Origin of the sequence: Cryobacterium sp. BB307 (assembly GCF_012274275.1) — a bacterium.
GTDB lineage: Bacteria > Actinomycetota > Actinomycetes > Actinomycetales > Microbacteriaceae > Terrimesophilobacter.
The window spans coordinates 761899-781181 of record NZ_JAANZA010000002.1 but is presented as its reverse complement, the minus strand read 5'-3'; the positions used below and the strand labels follow the sequence as shown (position 1 = coordinate 781181).

At 64.1% G+C, this 19283-nt stretch carries 14 protein-coding genes and 3 rRNA genes; 13 read left to right on the top strand and 4 right to left on the bottom strand.

The features are described 5' to 3' along the window. The first annotated feature begins 192 nt into the window (after positions 1-192). Positions 193-786: a DNA-3-methyladenine glycosylase gene (locus HGK58_RS11055; protein ID WP_168627614.1), complete on the top strand. Its 594-nt coding sequence runs from the start codon at positions 193-195 to the stop codon at positions 784-786. A 62-nt stretch (positions 787-848) separates the two neighbouring features. Next, positions 849-1193, top strand: a complete 345-nt coding sequence (locus tag HGK58_RS11050; protein WP_168627613.1) for a VOC family protein — start codon at positions 849-851, stop codon at positions 1191-1193. A 12-nt stretch (positions 1194-1205) separates the two neighbouring features. Here the strand turns inward: HGK58_RS11050 and HGK58_RS11045 are convergent, their stop codons facing one another. Next, positions 1206-1790, bottom strand: coding sequence for a hypothetical protein (locus HGK58_RS11045; RefSeq protein ID WP_246865502.1), 585 nt, complete (start codon positions 1788-1790; stop codon positions 1206-1208). A gap of 46 nt (positions 1791-1836) precedes the next feature. Further along, positions 1837-2439: a DNA-binding protein gene (locus tag HGK58_RS11040; RefSeq protein ID WP_168627612.1), complete on the bottom strand. Its 603-nt coding sequence runs from the start codon at positions 2437-2439 to the stop codon at positions 1837-1839. A gap of 107 nt (positions 2440-2546) precedes the next feature. Here HGK58_RS11040 and tyrS point away from each other — a divergent pair, with 107 nt between their 5' ends. From tyrS to recN, 11 genes are all read left to right on the top strand, one after another. Further along, on the top strand, positions 2547-3860 hold the full coding sequence (gene tyrS / locus HGK58_RS11035) for a tyrosine--tRNA ligase (RefSeq protein WP_168627766.1): 1314 nt from the start codon (positions 2547-2549) through the stop codon (positions 3858-3860). Positions 3861-4734: 874 nt separating this feature from the next. Continuing rightward, a 16S ribosomal RNA gene (locus HGK58_RS11030) occupies positions 4735-6257 on the top strand. A 427-nt stretch (positions 6258-6684) separates the two neighbouring features. Further along, positions 6685-9809, top strand: a 23S ribosomal RNA gene (locus tag HGK58_RS11025). A gap of 126 nt (positions 9810-9935) precedes the next feature. Continuing rightward, positions 9936-10052 (top strand): 5S ribosomal RNA (gene rrf / locus HGK58_RS11020). The 16S, 23S and 5S rRNA genes sit together here, the layout of an rRNA operon. A gap of 111 nt (positions 10053-10163) precedes the next feature. Beyond that, positions 10164-11375: a primosomal protein gene (locus HGK58_RS13615; protein ID WP_210422828.1), complete on the top strand. Its 1212-nt coding sequence runs from the start codon at positions 10164-10166 to the stop codon at positions 11373-11375. Next, on the top strand, positions 11326-12375 hold the full coding sequence (locus HGK58_RS11010) for an HAD-IIA family hydrolase (RefSeq protein ID WP_168627611.1): 1050 nt from the start codon (positions 11326-11328) through the stop codon (positions 12373-12375). The genes HGK58_RS13615 and HGK58_RS11010 overlap by 50 nt, the downstream gene beginning before the upstream one ends. 20 nt (positions 12376-12395) lie before the next feature. Then, positions 12396-12551, top strand: coding sequence for a hypothetical protein (locus HGK58_RS11005; RefSeq protein ID WP_168627610.1), 156 nt, complete (start codon positions 12396-12398; stop codon positions 12549-12551). 150 nt (positions 12552-12701) lie between these two features. Continuing rightward, the gene (locus HGK58_RS11000; protein ID WP_168627609.1) at positions 12702-13880 is read left to right on the top strand and encodes a hypothetical protein; all 1179 of its coding nucleotides are present in this window, start codon (positions 12702-12704) and stop codon (positions 13878-13880) included. Between the two features lie 39 nt (positions 13881-13919). Next, the gene (locus HGK58_RS10995; RefSeq protein ID WP_168627608.1) at positions 13920-14711 is read left to right on the top strand and encodes a TlyA family RNA methyltransferase; all 792 of its coding nucleotides are present in this window, start codon (positions 13920-13922) and stop codon (positions 14709-14711) included. 10 nt (positions 14712-14721) lie between these two features. Then, positions 14722-15648, top strand: a complete 927-nt coding sequence (locus tag HGK58_RS10990) for an NAD kinase (RefSeq protein ID WP_168627607.1) — start codon at positions 14722-14724, stop codon at positions 15646-15648. Beyond that, on the top strand, positions 15645-17351 hold the full coding sequence (gene recN, locus HGK58_RS10985) for a DNA repair protein RecN (protein WP_168627606.1): 1707 nt from the start codon (positions 15645-15647) through the stop codon (positions 17349-17351). Before HGK58_RS10990 ends, recN begins: the two co-directional genes overlap by 4 nt. Before the next feature lie 178 nt (positions 17352-17529). On the opposite strand, the gene HGK58_RS10980 is transcribed toward recN, so the two are convergent. Both HGK58_RS10980 and HGK58_RS10975 read right to left on the bottom strand, forming a co-directional pair. Beyond that, entirely contained in the window at positions 17530-18129 is a 600-nt protein-coding gene (locus HGK58_RS10980) for a methionine ABC transporter permease (RefSeq protein WP_210422915.1), read from the bottom strand. Between the two features lie 59 nt (positions 18130-18188). Continuing rightward, positions 18189-19211 (bottom strand): ATP-binding cassette domain-containing protein, encoded by a 1023-nt coding sequence (locus HGK58_RS10975; protein ID WP_168627604.1) that lies wholly within the window; start codon positions 19209-19211, stop codon positions 18189-18191. Positions 19212-19283: the final 72 nt, after the last annotated feature.

The following is a 19283-nucleotide window of genomic DNA, read 5'->3' as shown; positions in this document are numbered from 1 at the left end:
GGCACACGAAGTTCTCACAGTGGGTCGCGGTGTGCCGCTGCTAGGGCTGGAGCCAGTGCGGCGACGAGACTGACAACTACTGACAGGCGGCACCGCCCCCGCGCGCGTCGCCGACCAGCTGGCCGAACTGACGGCTCGCGTCCGCGCCCTGGCCTGACCTGCTCGCCGAGCCGCACCCGATACTGTCGTGACATGTTCGACCGCGAGCTCCTCACCAGACCCGCCCTCGAAGTCGCGCCGTACCTGCTCGGCTCGGTGATCAGCAAGGGCGGCGTCAGCCTGCGCATCACCGAGGTCGAGGCCTACCTCGGCGCGGTCGACCCCGGCTCGCACGCGTTCCGCGGCAAGAGCAACCGCAACCAGGTCATGTTCGGCGAACCCGGGCACCTGTATACGTACTTCACGTACGGCATGCACACGTGCGCCAACGTGGTCTGCTCGCCGGAAGGGGAAGCATCCGGATGCCTGCTGCGAGCCGGCGAAGTCATCGAGGGCATCGAGTTGGCCCGTGAGCGCCGCCACACCACCAAGGGCGACGCCGATCTGGCCCGCGGCCCCGCGCGTCTCACCGTCGCCCTCGGCATCACTCTCGACGACGGCGGCACCGACCTCGAAGACGGAGCCGTCCGGTTGCACCTCACCGGCAAGCCGGCGACCGAGTTCGCGACCGGGCCACGCACGGGCGTGTCCGGGCATGGGGGCACGGATGTCTTCCCGTGGCGGTTCTGGGTCCCCGGCGACCCGACGGTGTCACCGTACAAGCGGCACGTTCCGAAGAAACGCTGACCCAGCTTCGAAACCGCGCAGATTCCTTGACGCTGGCAACGGTCAGCGGCGATGCTCATGCCATGGCAAAGGTTGAGCATTTCGAGATCCCCGCGGATGACGTCGAGCGCGCGAAGGCGTTCTACGGTGGCGTATTCGACTTCCAGTTCGACGACTGGGACGAGGACACCGTCATGATCAAGCCCGGCGGCGAGGACAGCATCGGTGGTGACATCCACAAGCGCAGCGCTATTCCGCATCCGACTGTCGTGATCACCGTCGACGATCTGGACGAGACCATGGCGGCCGTTATCGCCAACGGCGGCGAGCAGGTCGGGCAGGTCATGCCGCTGGGGGAGACAGCTCGCTACGCCTACTTCAGGGACTCCGAGGGCAACATCGTCGGCATCTACGACAGCCGCGCGTAACCGGAATTCAACCTAGAACGCGAGCACGATCGGCACCGCGCAAACGCCCGCCCAGATGAAGCTCGCGAGGGTGCCGATGATGAACCGCTCGCGGGCTTCCGCGTTCTCGAGCTCGGAGAATCGGCCGAGGCCCTTGATCGCCACTACGACCGCGACCGCGGCGAACTGCCCGGCGAACGCCGAGCCGACGATCGCGAACCGCTCGAGGAAGCCGATCGTCATGCCGCCGCGCAGGATCTCCCGTTCGCGCGGCTGATCGTCCTCGTCCTCGTCATCCTTGGGACCGACGAGGATTCCGCCGTGATCGCCGAGGTGCTCGCTGCCGCGGGTTGCCAGCCGCAGCACGAGGGAGACGATCGGCGAGCCCGCGATGACGGCGAGCGCCAGCAGGCCGATCGCGCTCGAGACGATGAATCCGAAACTCGGGGCGGTGCGCATCCCGCCGACGAGCGCCCAGAGGATCCACACCGCGACGAATCCGACGCACGGCACCGCCAGCCAGTCCTTGCCGGACCGGCTCGCGAACACCGCGAGCACGATTGCCGCGATCAGCAGCAGCGTGACGGTGATCCAGAGCAGGTAGTTCAGCACTTCCATGCGTGGTCCCTCCCGGTGTCAGAGCCTAACCCGGGCGATCACGCGGTCAGGGATTGCTTGCGGCACGGCCGAGATTGTCGAGCAGGCGCGTTAGGGCGGGGATGGCCGCCTGCTCGGCCCGCAGTTCCGCCGCCAGCGCGCGCTTGCTGGCGGCCTGCGGGGTGATGCCGAGCCGCTTCGCGGCAGCAGCCTGGGTCATCCCGGCCGAGACGAGGTCCACGATTTCCCACCCCTCGTCGCTGCGGCGGGAGCGGAGCACGAGCAGCAGGTCGATGAGAGCCTCGGTATCCGGTGCGCTCCCATGTGTGCCCTCGAGCGCGAACCGGGTCTGCCGCCGCTTGGCGCGATCGACCGCGGCGCGCGCAGCGACGAAAGCGTCGCCGGTGGTTTCTCGGATGCTGCGGGGGAGCGGCTCGGCGACGGCACCGACTCCGCAGCCGACGCTCCAACGGCCGCTCCGGGTCAGCTGCAGCACGACATCGAGCGCGGTCTCGGCCCTGTCGACCAGCAGCTGCAGCTCATCACCGGCGGTTCGATCGGCGGCCAGCGTGAGCTGTTTCTTCAGGCGCTTGTTGAGGTCCGCGACGACCTCACCCACGAGGTCGCGGGTGCTGCGGCTGTCGACCTGATCCGCGGTGATGACAAACATCCGCTCCTCCATCAAACTCGGCGACTTGATTCGACAAACTCAACCCTACAAGCATGATTTGAGTAGATCAACCATTCAGTATTGATTATCGATTCGCTGCTAGCGTTATTGCCGTGTCCGACATCGCAGCATCCGAAGTCCTCGATTCACAGCGCAACGATGACAGCTTCCCCGACATCTGGGAGGAGCTGCTCTGGCGCGGACTCGTGCACGTCTCGACTGACGTCGGCGAACTGAAGACCCTGCTCGCGGGGGAGCCGATCACCTACTACTGCGGCTTCGACCCGACGGCGCCGAGCCTGCACCTCGGCAACCTCGTGCAGATCCTGTTGCTGCGCCGGCTGCAGCTGGCCGGGCACAAGCCGCTCGGCCTGGTCGGCGGATCCACCGGACTCATCGGCGACCCCAGGCCCACGGCCGAGCGCACCCTCAACACCAAGGACACCGTCGCCGAGTGGGTGCAGAACCTGCGCGGACAGATCTCGCGGTACCTCAGCTTCGACGGCGAGAACGCCGCGCGCATCGTGAACAACCTCGACTGGACGGCGCCGATGTCGGCGATCGACTTCCTGCGAGAGGTGGGCAAACACTTCCGGGTCGGCACCATGCTGAAGAAGGACGCCGTGAGCGCCCGGCTGAACTCGAGCGAGGGGATCAGCTACACCGAGTTCAGCTACCAGGTGCTGCAGGGCATGGACTTCCTCGAGCTGTACCGCAACTACGGCTGCGTCCTGCAGACCGGCGGCAGCGACCAGTGGGGCAACCTGACCAGCGGCACCGACCTCATCCGGAAGGCCGAGGGCGTCTCCGCGCACGCGATCGGCACTCCGCTGATCACCAACAGCGACGGCAGCAAATTCGGCAAGAGCGAGGGCAACGCCATCTGGCTCGACGCCGAGATGTGCAGCCCATACCGCTTCTACCAGTTCTGGCTCAACACCGATGACGCCGACGTCATCTCGCGGCTCAAGGTGTTCACCTTCCTCAGCCGGGACGAGATCGAGGAGCTCGAGCGGGCGGTAGCCGACGAGCCATTCAAGCGCGCGGCGCAGAAGCGGTTGGCCGTCGAGGTGACGACCATGGTGCACGGGGCGGATGCGACGGATGCTGCCATCGCGGCATCCGAGGCGCTGTTCGGCCGGGGAGAGCTTGACTCCCTGGACGCGGCCACTCTCGCCGCTGCGATCGAGGAGCTGCCGTCGGCGCAGGGCGGACCGGATGCCTCCGTCGCACAGCTGCTCGTCGACACCGGACTCACCGCGAGCCTGGGGGAGTCGCGCCGTGCGATCGAGCAGGGCGGCGTCTACGTGAACAACCAGAAGGTCACCGAGGACGCGCCGATCGGCGACCGCGTGCTCGCCGGCGGGATCGCGGTGCTGCGTCGCGGCAAGAAGACCCTCGCGGGCGTGCGCGTCAGCTGACTGCTGTGCCCGGCGCCGCCGCGCGCATCCCCGCTCGCGCGGGTGTTCCTTCCACGTGCGGGTCTGATTCGACCCGCGCGTGAGTGTTCGACCCGCGCGAGCCATGCGCTGCTGGATGATGAGCCTCGCGAGGGTGGGCCACCGGGCGCCGGCTCCGCCAGCGCTAGCGCGGGTGTTCTGTGTTCGCGCGGGTGCTGCTTCACCCGCGCAGGAACACAACACCCGCGCGACCCGATCTGCCGCGAGTCGGGCCGAAATCCGCCCCCCGCGAAGGTAAACGCCGCCCCACCAGCCACTTTCCAAACGGGGTCGAAAACCTGAGCCGGGCCGACACGCCCGGGATGCCGCGGTGATTTGCACGAAGCGCCAAAAGCCCCGTAATGTTCTTACTTGTCACCCCAAAGGTGCGGAAGAGCCGAAGCGCTCTCCGGCCTCAAGCGGGACCGAAACCATCAGCCTAACGGCACACAAAAGCACTTGATGCGATGTGGTCGGCAAGCTACGATGGAAAACCCACTCCAGGAGAAACAGCCTCCCGCAGCGGAACGGATCACCAAGATCCGCAAGCCGCTCGATTAGGCGAGAACCCCTGTGGGTGGTAGGCTAGAGCAGTTGCCCTAAAACGAGACCGGAAGGTCAGATTCTAGGCGCGCCCGATCCTTGAGAACTCAACAGCGTGCACATGTCAAATGCCAAAAACCTCGTTGGCTGACTTCGGTCAGTCAAAGAGATTCCTTTGGAAAAAATTAAGACAACAAACAAATGTCAGCAATGATGTTTGTTCTTGTCAGTATCAAACTTGCAGCCCGTTCGCCCTTTCCGGTGGACAGGTTGCACTAGATGTGCCGGCAGCTTGCTGCCGTGCAATCAAACATTTACGGAGAGTTTGATCCTGGCTCAGGACGAACGCTGGCGGCGTGCTTAACACATGCAAGTCGAACGATGAAAGCTGGAGCTTGCTCCGGCTGGATTAGTGGCGAACGGGTGAGTAACACGTGAGTAACCTGCCCTTGACTCTGGGATAACCGCCGGAAACGGTGGCTAATACCGGATACGAGCTTCAGTCGCATGACTAGGAGCTGGAAAGAATTTCGGTCAAGGATGGACTCGCGGCCTATCAGCTAGTTGGTGAGGTAACGGCTCACCAAGGCGACGACGGGTAGCCGGCCTGAGAGGGTGACCGGCCACACTGGGACTGAGACACGGCCCAGACTCCTACGGGAGGCAGCAGTGGGGAATATTGCACAATGGGCGAAAGCCTGATGCAGCAACGCCGCGTGAGGGACGACGGCCTTCGGGTTGTAAACCTCTTTTAGTAGGGAAGAAGCGAAAGTGACGGTACCTGCAGAAAAAGCACCGGCTAACTACGTGCCAGCAGCCGCGGTAATACGTAGGGTGCAAGCGTTGTCCGGAATTATTGGGCGTAAAGAGCTCGTAGGCGGTTTGTCGCGTCTGCTGTGAAAACCCGAGGCTCAACCTCGGGCCTGCAGTGGGTACGGGCAGACTAGAGTGCGGTAGGGGAGATTGGAATTCCTGGTGTAGCGGTGGAATGCGCAGATATCAGGAGGAACACCGATGGCGAAGGCAGATCTCTGGGCCGTAACTGACGCTGAGGAGCGAAAGCATGGGTAGCGAACAGGATTAGATACCCTGGTAGTCCATGCCGTAAACGTTGGGAACTAGATGTAGGGTCCATTCCACGGATTCTGTGTCGCAGCTAACGCATTAAGTTCCCCGCCTGGGGAGTACGGCCGCAAGGCTAAAACTCAAAGGAATTGACGGGGGCCCGCACAAGCGGCGGAGCATGCGGATTAATTCGATGCAACGCGAAGAACCTTACCAAGGCTTGACATATACCGGAAACGGCTGGAAACAGTCGCCCCGCAAGGTCGGTATACAGGTGGTGCATGGTTGTCGTCAGCTCGTGTCGTGAGATGTTGGGTTAAGTCCCGCAACGAGCGCAACCCTCGTTCTTTGTTGCCAGCACGTAATGGTGGGAACTCAAAGGAGACTGCCGGGGTCAACTCGGAGGAAGGTGGGGATGACGTCAAATCATCATGCCCCTTATGTCTTGGGCTTCACGCATGCTACAATGGCCGGTACAAAGGGCTGCAATACCGTAAGGTGGAGCGAATCCCAAAAAGCCGGTCTCAGTTCGGATTGAGGTCTGCAACTCGACCTCATGAAGTCGGAGTCGCTAGTAATCGTGGATCAGCAACGCCACGGTGAATACGTTCCCGGGCCTTGTACACACCGCCCGTCAAGTCATGAAAGTCGGTAACACCCGAAGCCAGTGGCCCAACCGCAAGGAGGGAGCTGTCGAAGGTGGGATCGGTAATTAGGACTAAGTCGTAACAAGGTAGCCGTACCGGAAGGTGCGGCTGGATCACCTCCTTTCTAAGGAGCATCTGACCAGGCTTGCCTGGTCCAGAGCCACTACTCGAGCGAATGTTTCGAGGTGGTTAGCTCATGGGTGGAACTTTGACATGGTCGGCGCTGAGATCGCCGGCACCCAGTACGTCCCGCTTGCGGGACTGGAACAGTGCCTCGAGCTCGACACCGACAAGCACGCTGTTGGGTCCTGAGGGACCGGGCCTCACCGAAAGGTGGGAAACGAATCCTCTGGACCCTTTCGTCGACCTGGTCTAATCCAGGCGCGTAAGGGTACCGCCCGTAATTTGAGAACTACACAGTGGACGCGAGCATCTTAGATATAGGGATCTCTTTGAGATCTCGATATCACAGATAGGGACACCTAACGGTGTCCCATCATTGGTCAATCTCCGGCTCTAGGGCCGGCGATCGATTCAAAATACTCATGTGAAATCAAGTTTCTAAGTGCAAACGGTGGATGCCTTGGCATCTGGAGCCGAAGAAGGACGTATAAATCTGCGATAAGCCTCGGGGAGCTGATAATAGAGCTTTGATCCGAGGATTTCCGAATGGGGAAACCCCGCCAGGCGTCGCAAGACGACCTGGTGACTCCCGCCTGAATATATAGGGCGGGTAGAGGGAACGTGGGGAAGTGAAACATCTCAGTACCCACAGGAAGAGAAAGCAACCGCGATTCCGTTAGTAGTGGCGAGCGAAACCGGAACAGGCCAAACCGAACGTGTGTGATAGCCGGCAGGCGTTGCACGTTCGGGGTAGCGGGACTTCTCAGCAGTTGCTGCCGCACTGCAAGAGTCAGCGAGCTGTATAGACGAATGGCTTTGAAAGGTCAGTCATAGAGGGTGCCAACCCCGTAGTCGAAATGCAGTTAGCACTCGAGAAGTATCCCAAGTAGCACGGGGCCCGAGAAATCCCGTGTGAATCAGCCAGGACCACCTGGTAAGCCTAAATACTCCCAGATGACCGATAGCGGACAAGTACCGTGAGGGAAAGGTGAAAAGTACCCCGGGAGGGGAGTGAAATAGTACCTGAAACCGTTTGCATACAAACCGTTGGAGCCTCCATAGCAGGGGTGACAGCGTGCCTTTTGAAGAATGAGCCTGCGAGTTAGTGATATGTGGCGAGGTTAACCCGTGTGGGGAAGCCGTAGCGAAAGCGAGTCTGAATAGGGCGATTCAGTCGCATGTCCTAGACCCGAAGCGAAGTGATCTATCCATGGCCAGGTTGAAGCGCGTGTAAGAGCGCGTGGAGGACCGAACCCACTTGGGTTGAAAACCGAGGGGATGAGCTGTGGATAGGGGTGAAAGGCCAATCAAACTTCGTGATAGCTGGTTCTCTCCGAAATGCATTTAGGTGCAGCGTTGCGTGTTTCTTGCCGGAGGTAGAGCTACTGGATGGCCGATGGGCCCTACAAGGTTACTGACGTCAGCCAAACTCCGAATGCCGGTAAGTGAGAGCGCAGCAGTGAGACGGTGGGGGATAAGCTTCATCGTCGAGAGGGAAACAACCCAGACTACCAACTAAGGTCCCAAAGCGTGTGCTAAGTGGAAAAGGATGTGGAGTTGCAGAGACAACCAGGAGGTTGGCTTAGAAGCAGCCACCCTTGAAAGAGTGCGTAATAGCTCACTGGTCAAGTGATTCCGCGCCGACAATGTAACGGGGCTCAAGCACACCACCGAAGTTGTAGATTTCGTGTATTAGCTAGGCATCCGCAAGGATGTCCAGGCACACGGAGTGGTAGGAGAGCGTCGTGTGGCGAGTGAAGCGGCGGTGGAAACCAGCCGTGGACGCCACACGAGTGAGAATGCAGGCATGAGTAGCGAAAGACGGGTGAGAAACCCGTCCTCCGAAAGACCAAGGGTTCCAGGGCCAGGTTAATCCGCCCTGGGTAAGTCGGGACCTAAGGCGAGGCCGACAGGCGTAGTCGATGGACAACGGGTTGATATTCCCGTACCGGCGAAGAACCGCCCAAACCAACCCAGTAGTGCTAAGAGTCCTAATCCGGCTGACGGATCCCTTCGGGGTGAAGCGGCCGGCCTAACGCTCGACCCCGTGCTGGTGCGGTTAGCGTATTAACAGGTGTGACGCAGGAAGGTAGTCGGTCCAGAGCGATGGTTGTCTCTGGCCAAGGCTGTAGGCCGGGGGATAGGCAAATCCGTCCCCCTCATAGGCTGAGAGCTGAAGGGGAGTCCGCAAGGACAAGATCCGATGATCCTATGCTGCCGAGAAAAGCATCGACGCGAGGTTCTAGCTGCCCGTACCCTAAACCGACACAGGTGGTCAGGTAGAGAATACTAAGGAGATCGAGAGAATCGTGGTTAAGGAACTCGGCAAAATGCCCCCGTAACTTCGGGAGAAGGGGGGCCTGAGGCGTGAAGGGATTTACTCCCGGAAGCGCTGTATGGCCGCAGAGACCAGTGGGAAGCGACTGTTTACTAAAAACACAGGTCCGTGCGAAGTCGCAAGACGATGTATACGGACTGACGCCTGCCCGGTGCTGGAAGGTTAAGAGGAACGGTTAGCCGTAAGGCGAAGCTGTGAATTTAAGCCCCAGTAAACGGCGGTGGTAACTATAACCATCCTAAGGTAGCGAAATTCCTTGTCGGGTAAGTTCCGACCTGCACGAATGGCGTAACGACTTCCCAGCTGTCTCAACCGCGAACTCGGCGAAATTGCACTACGAGTAAAGATGCTCGTTACGCGCAGCAGGACGGAAAGACCCCGTGACCTTTACTACAGCTTGGTATTGGTGTTCGGTGTGGCTTGTGTAGGATAGGTGGGAGACTTTGAAGCGGGCACGCCAGTGTTCGTGGAGTCATTGTTGAAATACCACTCTGGTCACTCTGGATATCTAACTTCGAACCGTGATCCGGTTCAGGGACAGTGCCTGGTGGGTAGTTTAACTGGGGCGGTTGCCTCCTAAAAAGTAACGGAGGCGCCCAAAGGTTCCCTCAACCTGGTTGGCAATCAGGTGTCGAGTGTAAGTGCACAAGGGAGCTTGACTGTGAGACTGACAGGTCGAGCAGGGACGAAAGTCGGGACTAGTGATCCGGCAGTGGCTTGTGGAAGCGCTGTCGCTCAACGGATAAAAGGTACCTCGGGGATAACAGGCTGATCTTGCCCAAGAGTCCATATCGACGGCATGGTTTGGCACCTCGATGTCGGCTCGTCGCATCCTGGGGCTGGAGTAGGTCCCAAGGGTTGGGCTGTTCGCCCATTAAAGCGGTACGCGAGCTGGGTTTAGAACGTCGTGAGACAGTTCGGTCCCTATCCGCTGCGCGCGTAGGAAATTTGAGAAGATCTATCCCTAGTACGAGAGGACCGGGATGGACGAACCTCTGGTGTGTCAGTTGTTCTGCCAAGAGCACCGCTGATTAGCTACGTTCGGAACGGATAACCGCTGAAAGCATCTAAGCGGGAAGCCAGCTTCAAGATGAGATTTCCATCCCTTAGGGGGAGAGGCTCCCAGTAGACTACTGGGTTGATAGGCAGGACGTGGAAGCGAGGACTAACGACTCGTGCAGCTGACCTGTACTAATAAGCCGACAACTTGATAACACTCACTTCCTTTTGAGAAGTAATGAGTAGTTGCTTGCGTCCACTTTGTGGTTCTCGATTTACGGTCGGGAACCAACCCGAAGCCGAAAGGCTTTGGCTATGAACTGATACATAAATCAATAGTGTTTCGGCGGCCATAGCGAGAGGGAAACGCCCGGTCACATTCCGAACCCGGAAGCTAAGACTCTCTGCGCCGATGGTACTGCAAGGGGGACCTTGTGGGAGAGTAGGACACCGCCGGACTTCTTTGTGAAATGGCCACCCGATAAGGGTGGCCATTTTGCGTTAAGGTCTTTCGTCGTGGCGTAAGAATCGCGCGTCGAAGCACCGAATGAACTCGAAGGAGCACCACCCGTGGCTGAGACCCCCGATCGCCCGAAGCGTCCAGGTGGACCGCCGAAGAACGGCCGTCCCGGATCGGCGCGACCGGCGAAAGGCAAGCCACAGGGTTCGGGGCGTCCTCGCCGGGACGCGGATGCCCAGGGTCGGCCCGCTCGGGACAACGACCGACGGCCTCGCAGCGACGAGGCGGGCGCCGGCCGTCCGAAGCGCGATGGCGACCGTCCGTACCGCGGGAAACCGGATGGCGCAGGGTCCGACCGTCCGAAGCGCGATGGTGACCGTCCGTACCGCGGGAAACCGGATGGAGCAGGGTCCGACCGTCCGAAGCGCGATGGCGACCGTCCCTATCGCGGAAAGCCAGAAGGCGCGGGGTCCGGTCGACCGCGGCGTGACGCCGGCCCGAAGCGCGACGGCGAGAAGCGGCTGTGGACCCGCGACGGCAAGCCGGCCCGCGGCGACCGTGACGCGCGCGACGAGATCCGGGAGGACAAGGATCCGCTCGGCCTCCGCTCGGTGCGCACGCGCCACGACGCCCCGGAGATCCCGGATGACGTGCAGGCCAAGGACCTCGACCGGGTCGCCCGCGCCCAGCTGAAGACGCTGAGCGCAGACAACGCCGACTGGGTCGCCCGTCACCTGGTAATGACAGCCCGCCTCATCGACACCGACCCGAAGCTCGCCCACGAGCATGCGGTCTCCGCCGCGCGCCGTGCCGGCCGCATCGCGGTCGTGCGGGAGACGCTCGCGATCACCGCGTACGCGACCGGCGACTACGCCCTCGCGCTGCGCGAGCTGCGCACCTACCGACGCATCTCCGGTCGCGACGACCAGCTGCCGATGATGGTCGACAGCGAACGCGGTCTCGGCCGCCCGGAGCGCGCGCTCGAGCTGGGCAGAACGGTGCCACGCGCCACGCTGTCGACGGAGGTGCAGGTCGAGCTCGCCATCGCGATGTCCGGTGCCCGCCTCGACCTCGGACAGACCGATGCCGCCCTGGTCGAACTGCAGATCCCGCAACTCGACCCGGAGCGCGCGTTCCCGTGGAGCCCGGCCCTGTTCGACGCCTACGCAACTGTGCTCGAGGACCTCGGGCACACCACCGAGGCGGAGCAGTGGTACGCCCGCTCCACCCGCGCCACCGCGGCGCTCATGGCCCAGGCGGCCGATGAAGACGATGAGGAACCCATTGAGATTGTTGAAGAGGAACTCCCCGAAGACGAGTGAGGTGACCCCGCTCGACGGGGTTGACCTCCTGCTCGCCGACCTCGACGGGGTCGTCTACAAGGAGCACCAGGCGATCCCATATGCCGTCGAGAGCATAAACCGCGCGCACGAGTCGATCGCGGTCGGCTACGTGACGAACAACGCGTCGCGCACCCCGGCATCCGTCGCCGACCAGCTGACTGCGCTCGGTCTCACCGTCGCACCGGATGACGTGGTCACCTCGCCGCAAGCGGCGGTGCGCCTGCTGGCCGAGCTGGTGCCTGCGGGTTCGACAGTGCTCGCCGTCGGCGGCGATGGCCTGCACAGCGAACTCGATCGCGCCGGGTTCCGCGTCACAACCTCGGCGGAGGACACCCCGGCCGCCGTCATCCAGGGCTACGCCCCGGAGGTCGGCTGGGTCGAACTCGCCGAGGCCGCGTACGCGCTGCAGGGCGAGGGTGCCGAGCGCCCGTGGGTCGCCACCAACACCGACTGGACGCTGCCGACCGCTCGCGGCACGGCTCCCGGCAACGGCACGCTCGTCTCCGCGGTGCACACCGCCATCGCCCGGCTCCCGGTGGTCGCGGGCAAACCCGAGGTGGCGATCTTCGAGGAAGCCGTAGCGCGCTTCGGTGGCGCATCGCCGCTCTTCCTGGGCGACCGGCTCGACACCGACATCCTGGGCGCGAACCGGGCGGGCATCCCTTCTGCGCTCGTGCTCACCGGGATCGACCGCGCGAAGCAGGTGCTCGCCGCCGACAAGAACTCGCGCCCGACCTACCTGATCGACGACCTCCGCGAACTGTTCGAACCGTACCCGCACCCGGTCGAGACCACCGATCGGCGCGGCGACCGGCTGGTGACCGTGCGTGGCGCGCAGATTCGGATGTCGGCCAACGTGCTCACGATCGAGAAGCGCGGCGACAACCCGACCGACCTGCTGCGCGCGGGCGCCGCGGCGATCTGGGGGAGCGGCCTGGCGATTTACGGCCTCGAAGTCCCCGAGGAGCTTTACGCTTGAGCGAAGAGAGGAGCAGCGTGATGGATGAGCCACAGGTGCCTGACGCGGAGCAATCACGCCCGGACGAGACCGACGCACTGCTGTCGCGCTTGCGCCTCATCGAGGATCAGCCGCTCGAGCAACGAGCTGCCGCCTACACACAACTGCACGACGAACTGCAGCAAGCGCTCGACTGAGGGCAGTTGTTCGCGACCCCCGAACTGGGGGCGTCTGTTGTATAACGCGGGCTTTCGTCACTGATAGCTTTTAGTCGGCCCTCGCCCTGCGGGCCGACTACCCGAAATTACCCGAGGACGATGATGTCTGCTCACCCTGCCGTAAAGATCGTGACGACTGTTGGATTGGGCGCGCTACTCGTGCTCGGAGCGGCAGTTCCGGCGTCCGCCGCGGACGGCGACGGAGCGGTGCTGTTCAACCCTGACGGCACGCCGATCGGTTCGGAATACACCCCCACAGCAGACCCGCTGTATGTGTACACATCCGTGACCGGTGACGACGACTACTGGGGCCTCGACAGCGCCGGAAACCCGGCAAACATCGACGGAGATTTCGGTGTGATGAGCAGCGGCATCCCGCTCGGCTTTGTCGTGAACGTTGCCGGAGTCAACTACGACGAGGTGTTCGTCGGCTCAAACGGGAGTCTCTGCCTCTACTCGTCGACGGATGCCACAGTAGGCGCCTGGTGCGATGACTACGACGTGATGCCGATACTGTTCACCGACCCAGATTGGGTCGGCACGGGCACGTCGTATGCCGCGTTCGCGGTGCTTAACAACGACCAAGACCCGCGGGACTCGGACGAGCCGATCGACACAGACGCCGACTCGATCAATGACGCGTGTGAGTTCGGAGCGTTCTACTTCGCTGACCAGGGCGGCGAATATTGCAGTTCGATCTCGTGGGGGCACACCACTTATGACGGCAGGGCTGCATTCGCTGCCACCTGGTACCACAACCCCACGTACTCCTGGGACGACGACACCGAATTCAACACGTACCAGATCATTCTCGTCGACGACGGGGCTGGGAATGTCACAGTGGTCTACAACTACGATGCAGTGACCAGCGACGGTTTCACCCTCGACTGGTGGATCGGATACGCAAACGCGTGTGAGGATGCGTATGCGGCAGGCGACACGGCGGAGTACCTCGGCATCGGTATGGGCGGCATCAACGGCACCGATGGGAGCACCACCATGTTCGATCCCTTTGGCGCAGAGTGCATGGGGGGCGATGACTCAACACCGCGCGACAACCTCGTCGACGGTGGCGCACAGTCGCTCATCACGAACAGCCTGAATTCGACCGTTCCGGGCCGTTACATCTTCCGCGTGCTGGACGGCCTCGCAACGACCACGATGCCAGCGGCCACCCCGCCGACGGCTCCGGCAGCGCCACAGCTCGCGGCGACCGGCACGTCGCCGCTGCCGCTGGTCGTGCTCGGTGCGCTCGCGCTTGGCCTCGGCCTGGCAGCAACTCGCAGGCGGGGGTCCGTCCCCGCCTGACCCGGTACGCTCGGGCATCATGATTTATCGGATGCCCGAGTGACCGGGCAACGGCTGGATGCGGCACTCACCGCGCGGGGGCTTGCCCCATCACGCAACCAAGCGGCCCGGCTGATCGCCGACGGGCTCGTCACGGTCGACGGGCAGCCCGTTGTGAAGTCCTCCGCCAAGGTGCGCGACGACCAGGAGATTGTCGTCGCGGCCACCGACCACTGGGTCAGCCGCGCGGCGCACAAGCTCATCGCCGCGCTCGACGCGTTCGGCATCGACCCGGCCGGGCGCACCGCGCTCGATGTCGGCGCATCCACAGGCGGCTTCACGCAAGTGTTGCTCGAACGCGGTGCCGCGCGGGTCATTGCGCTCGACGTCGGCCACGCCCAGCTGGCGCCGATTCTGCGCGCCGACGAGCGGGTCACCGTCGTCGAGGGGGTCAACGCCCGCTACATGACGCGCGAGGAACTCGACGGCTTCGCCGACGCCGCACATCCGGACCTCGTCGTCGCCGACCTCTCCTTCATTTCGATGACCACCGTGCTGCCGGCGCTGGTGGAGTCGGTGGGAGCGGATGCCGACTACGTCGTGCTGATCAAGCCGCAGTTCGAGGTGGGTCGGGGCGGCATCCGTGAGGGCGTCGTCCGGGACCCGGCGCTGTGGGCCGACTCGGTGTCGGGGGTGCTCTGGGCGGCGTGGGATCTGGGCCTCGGAACCGCCGGTCTCATACCGTCGCCGATTGCAGGAACGGCTGGCAACCACGAGTTTCTCGCCTGGCTGAGCGCACGCGCAGGACGCAATCCGACAGAATGGACGAAGACGATCTCTGAGATCGGTTGAAGCGGGAGGAGTGGCATTGGCTGAACGGCGCATGCTGGTGATCGCGCACACCGGTCGCGCCGAATCGATCGAAGCCGCAGCCACCGTCTGCCGCCAGCTGCTCGCCGCGGACATTGCACCCGCGATGCCGGACGACGAACTCGAGTTCCTGATCGAACGCGACAGCACGCTGCATCGGGTGCAGGCCCTGCACAGCGGCGACCCGGTCGACGACTTCGAGCTCGCGATCGTCCTCGGCGGCGACGGCACCATCCTGCGCACCGCCGAACTGCTTCGCGGCTCGAGCACCCCGCTGCTCGGCATCAACCTCGGGCACGTCGGCTTCCTCGCCGAAATCGAGCGCGAGGGGATCAACGACTGCGTGCAGCGCGCACTCGACCGCGATTACGTGGTGGAGGAACGGATGACGCTCGACGTGCAGGTCATGGTCGACGCCGAAGTTGTCTACGAGAGCTGGGCGCTGAACGAGGCGACAGTCGAGAAGGCAAGCCGGGAGCGGATGCTCGAGGTCGTCATCGAAGTCGATGAGCGGCCGCTGTCCAGCTTCGGATGCGACGGGGTCGTCATGTCCACGCCGACCGGTTCGACCGCGTACTCGTTCTCCGCGGGCGGGCCGATCGTCTGGCCCGGTGTCGACGCCATGCTGCTCGTGCCGCTCAGCGCGCACGCACTGTTTGCCCGGCCGATCGTTGTCGGGCCAGATTCGCAGCTCGCCGTGGAGGTGCACGAGCGTACGCAAGGCCTCGGCGTGTTGTGGTGCGACGGCCGCCGCACGCGGGACCTGCCGCCCGGCGCGCGCGTCGTGGTGCACCGCTCGCCGATCCCGGTGCGCCTGGCTCGCCTGGAACCCGCTCCGTTCACGGACCGCCTGGTGCGCAAGTTCGCGCTGCCGGTCACCGGATGGCGCGGGCCCGCCGACGACGGCGGCGCAGCGTGATCGAGGAACTCAGCATCCGGAACCTCGGTGTCATCGGCGAGGCGACTCTGCCGCTCGGCCCAGGATTCACGGCCCTCACCGGCGAGACCGGCGCGGGCAAGACCATGGTCGTGACCGCACTCGGGCTGCTGCTCGGGGAACGCGCCGACAGCGGAGTGCTTCGCGCCGGCAGCGCGTCGGCGGTGGTCGAGGGCACCTGGCTGATCGAAGACGACAACGGCATCGCCGAGCGGGTCAGGGACGGTGGGGGAGAGCTGGACCCGGCCGGCGACGGGCGCTCGGCGCTCATCCTGAGCCGCTCGATCAGCGCGGAAGGGCGCAGTCGCGCCGTCGTCGGCGGGCGTTCGACGCCGGTCGGCGTGCTCGGTGAGCTCGGCCGCGAGCTGGTTGTCGTGCACGGCCAGTCCGACCAGGTGCGGCTGCGGTCGGCCACAGCGCAACGACAGGCGCTCGACCGGTTCGCCGGTGCAGAACTGGCAGCCGTCATGGACGAGTACCAGCGGGTGTATCGGAGCTGGCAGGCGAAGCAGAGCGAACTCGAAGTGCTCGTCGCCGAGCGTGACCGTCGCGCCCGAGAGGCCGAGGACCTGCGCACCGCGATCGAGGAGATCGAGCAGGTAGCGCCGCGACGCGGTGAGGATGCCCAGCTGGCGGAGCGCGCCGAGCGGCTCGGCAACCTCGAGGAGCTGAGGCTGGCGGCCGCGCAGGCGCACGAACTGCTGTCATCCGAGGAGGGCGACGGTCGGGACGTGCTCGGACTGCTCGATACTGCGCGCCGCGCGCTCGAGCGCGTCGTTGGGCACGACGCGACGCTCGGCCCGATCGCGGAGTCGATCGCCGGCGCCACGTTCGCGGTGTCGGAGGCTTCTGCCGAGCTCTCCGGATATCTGGCGTCGCTGGACGCCGACGGCGCGGGCGAACTCGAGGTCATTCAGGAGCGACGTGCCGTGCTCGCGGCGCTCGCGCGCAAGCACGGGTCGCTGGATGAGACCATCGACTTCCTCGACGTCGGCAGCTCGCGCCTGCTGGAGCTCGACAACGACGCCGACCGCATCGAGCAACTGGGCGACGAGGTCGCGGCGGATCATGCTCTGGTGGTCGAGCTCGCGGACCGGTTGACCGGCATCCGGAGCGCGTACGCGACGCAGCTGTCTGAGCAGGTCACGGCAGAGCTGACCGCGCTGGCAATGGCGGATGCGCGCGTGAGCGTCACCGTCTCGAGCGGCGACGAGCACGGGTTGAGCGGGCGGGACCAGGTTTCCATTCTGTTGCAGCCGCATCCGGGTGCAGAGCCGAGGCCGCTCGGCCGTGGCGCATCCGGCGGTGAGCTGTCGCGCGTCATGCTCGCCATCGAGGTGGTCATCGCCGGCAGCGACCCGGTCCCCACGTTCATCTTCGACGAGGTCGACGCCGGCGTCGGCGGTGCGAGCGCAATCGAGATCGGCAAGCGGCTCGCGAGGCTGGCGCAGTCGGCACAGGTGATCGTGGTCACGCACCTGCCACAGGTGGCGGCGTTCGCTACGAATCATCTGAGCGTGGTGAAGGGCACCGACGGCGAGGTGACCGCAAGCAGCGTGCGTCAGCTCGATGGCGACGAGCGCGCGGCCGAGCTGGCCCGCATGCTGTCGGGGCTGGCGGACTCGGAGAGCGGGCTGGCGCACGCGCGCGAGCTGCTGGACACCGCGCGCGCTCTCGCGGGCTGATTTCTTTCTCGAGGGCGGCGACCACCGGCCGCGCGCGCGACCCTTGCGCGGGTCGAACTTTCTCGCGCGGGTGTTGTTTGACCCGCGCGTGAAAGAAACACCCGCGCGTGCGGGTCTCGACAAGCTCGACCACCGGAGGGCTCGATGACCGGAGGGCCCGACCACCAAAAGGGGAGGGCTAGTAGCGCAGCGCCTTGCGGGCCAGCCAGTTCCCGAGGAACTGCACGCCCTGCACCAGGATGATGATCACCGCGGTGGCCACGAGGGTCACATCCCAGCGGAACACGTTGTAGCCGTTGACCAGGGCGAAGTCGCCGATGCCGCGTCCACCGATGATGCCCGCGAGAGCCGACATGTCCACGATGCCGATGACCACGAACGTGTAGCCAAGGATCAGCGGGCCGAGCGCCTCGGGGATCAGCACCGACAGGATGATCCGCCCCGGCCGGGCGCCTGCCGCCCGCACCGCCTCGATCACGCCCGGGTCGATCGCCACCAGGTTCTGCTCGACGATGCGTCCGATGTAGAAGGTCGCCGCGACGATCATCACGAAGATCGCCGCATTGGTGCCGATGTGCGTTCCGACAACGGCCCGCGTCACCGGCAGCAGCGCCGAGATCAGGATGATGAACGGGATCGGCCGCACGATGTTGACGACCACGTTGAGGATCGCGAACACCGCCCGGTTCTGCAGGATCCCGTTCGGGCGGGTGGTGTACAGCGCCAGCCCGAGCAGCAGCCCGAGCACACCCGCGATCAGCAGGGTGAGCGAGACCATGTAGAGGGTGATCCACAGGTTCTCGACCAGCTTCGGGAAGAGCACCTCCCACGTCGTGTTCACGCGTGCACCTCCTCAAGGCGCGCTGCGGCGCCCAGGCGGTCGATCGCATCCTGCACCGCGGCGTCCTCCCCGGAGAACGACAGCGTCACACTGCCGAGTTCCTGCCCCTGCAACCGCTCGAAGCCACCGAAGACGATGCGTCCCCGTGCCCCGCGCTCATTGGCCGCCTCGAGCGCGTCACCGAACGCCGCGACGTCGCGCACCTGGGCGGTGACGAGTCGACCCGGATGCTCCCGCTGAAGCTGGGCAAGCGTGGCGGCGTCCGGGCGGTTGCGCATGACCGTCTTCAGGAACTTCTTGGTCGCATCCGCCTTCGGCTCGGCGAACACGTCGAAGGTGGTGCCGGTCTCGACCAGCCGACCGTGGTCGAGCACCGCGACGCGGTCAGCGATCGAGCGGATGACGTCCATCTCGTGCGTGATCACCACGATCGTCACGCCGAACTCGCGGTTGGTGCGCTTGAGAAGCTCAAGCACATCCTGCGTGGTCTCGGGGTCGAGCGCGCTGGTCGCCTCATCGGCGAGGAGCACCGACGGTGACACGGCGAGGGCGCGGGCGATGCCGACACGCTGCTTCTGGCCGCCGGATAGCTGCTCCGGATGGTCGTACGCACGACTGAGCAGGCCGACGAAATCGAGCAGCTCGGCGACGCGCTCCCGGCGCTTGGCCTTCGGCCATCCGGCGACCTTGAGCGGGAACTCGACGTTGCCCGCGATGGTGCGCGAGCGGAGCAGATTGAACTGCTGGAAGATCATCCCGATGCGGCTGCGCACCGGCGGCAGGTCGCGTTCCTTCAGAGCGGTGATCTCGACCCCGTCGACGACAATGCGTCCGCTGGTTGCAGTCTCGAGCCCGTTGATCAACCGCACGAGGGTGCTCTTGCCCGCCCCCGAGTAGCCGATGATGCCGAAGATCTCGCCGGCCTCGATGCTCAAGTCGATCCCGTCCAGTGCGGTGATCGGGGCGCCCTTCGATTGGAAGGATTTGGTCACCTGGCTGAACTCGATGATCGCTGACATGTGTGGCGCTTGCTGCTTTCTGGACTGCGTGCGGTGCGAGAAGGGAACCGACCGACCTGCAACGTTAGGCAA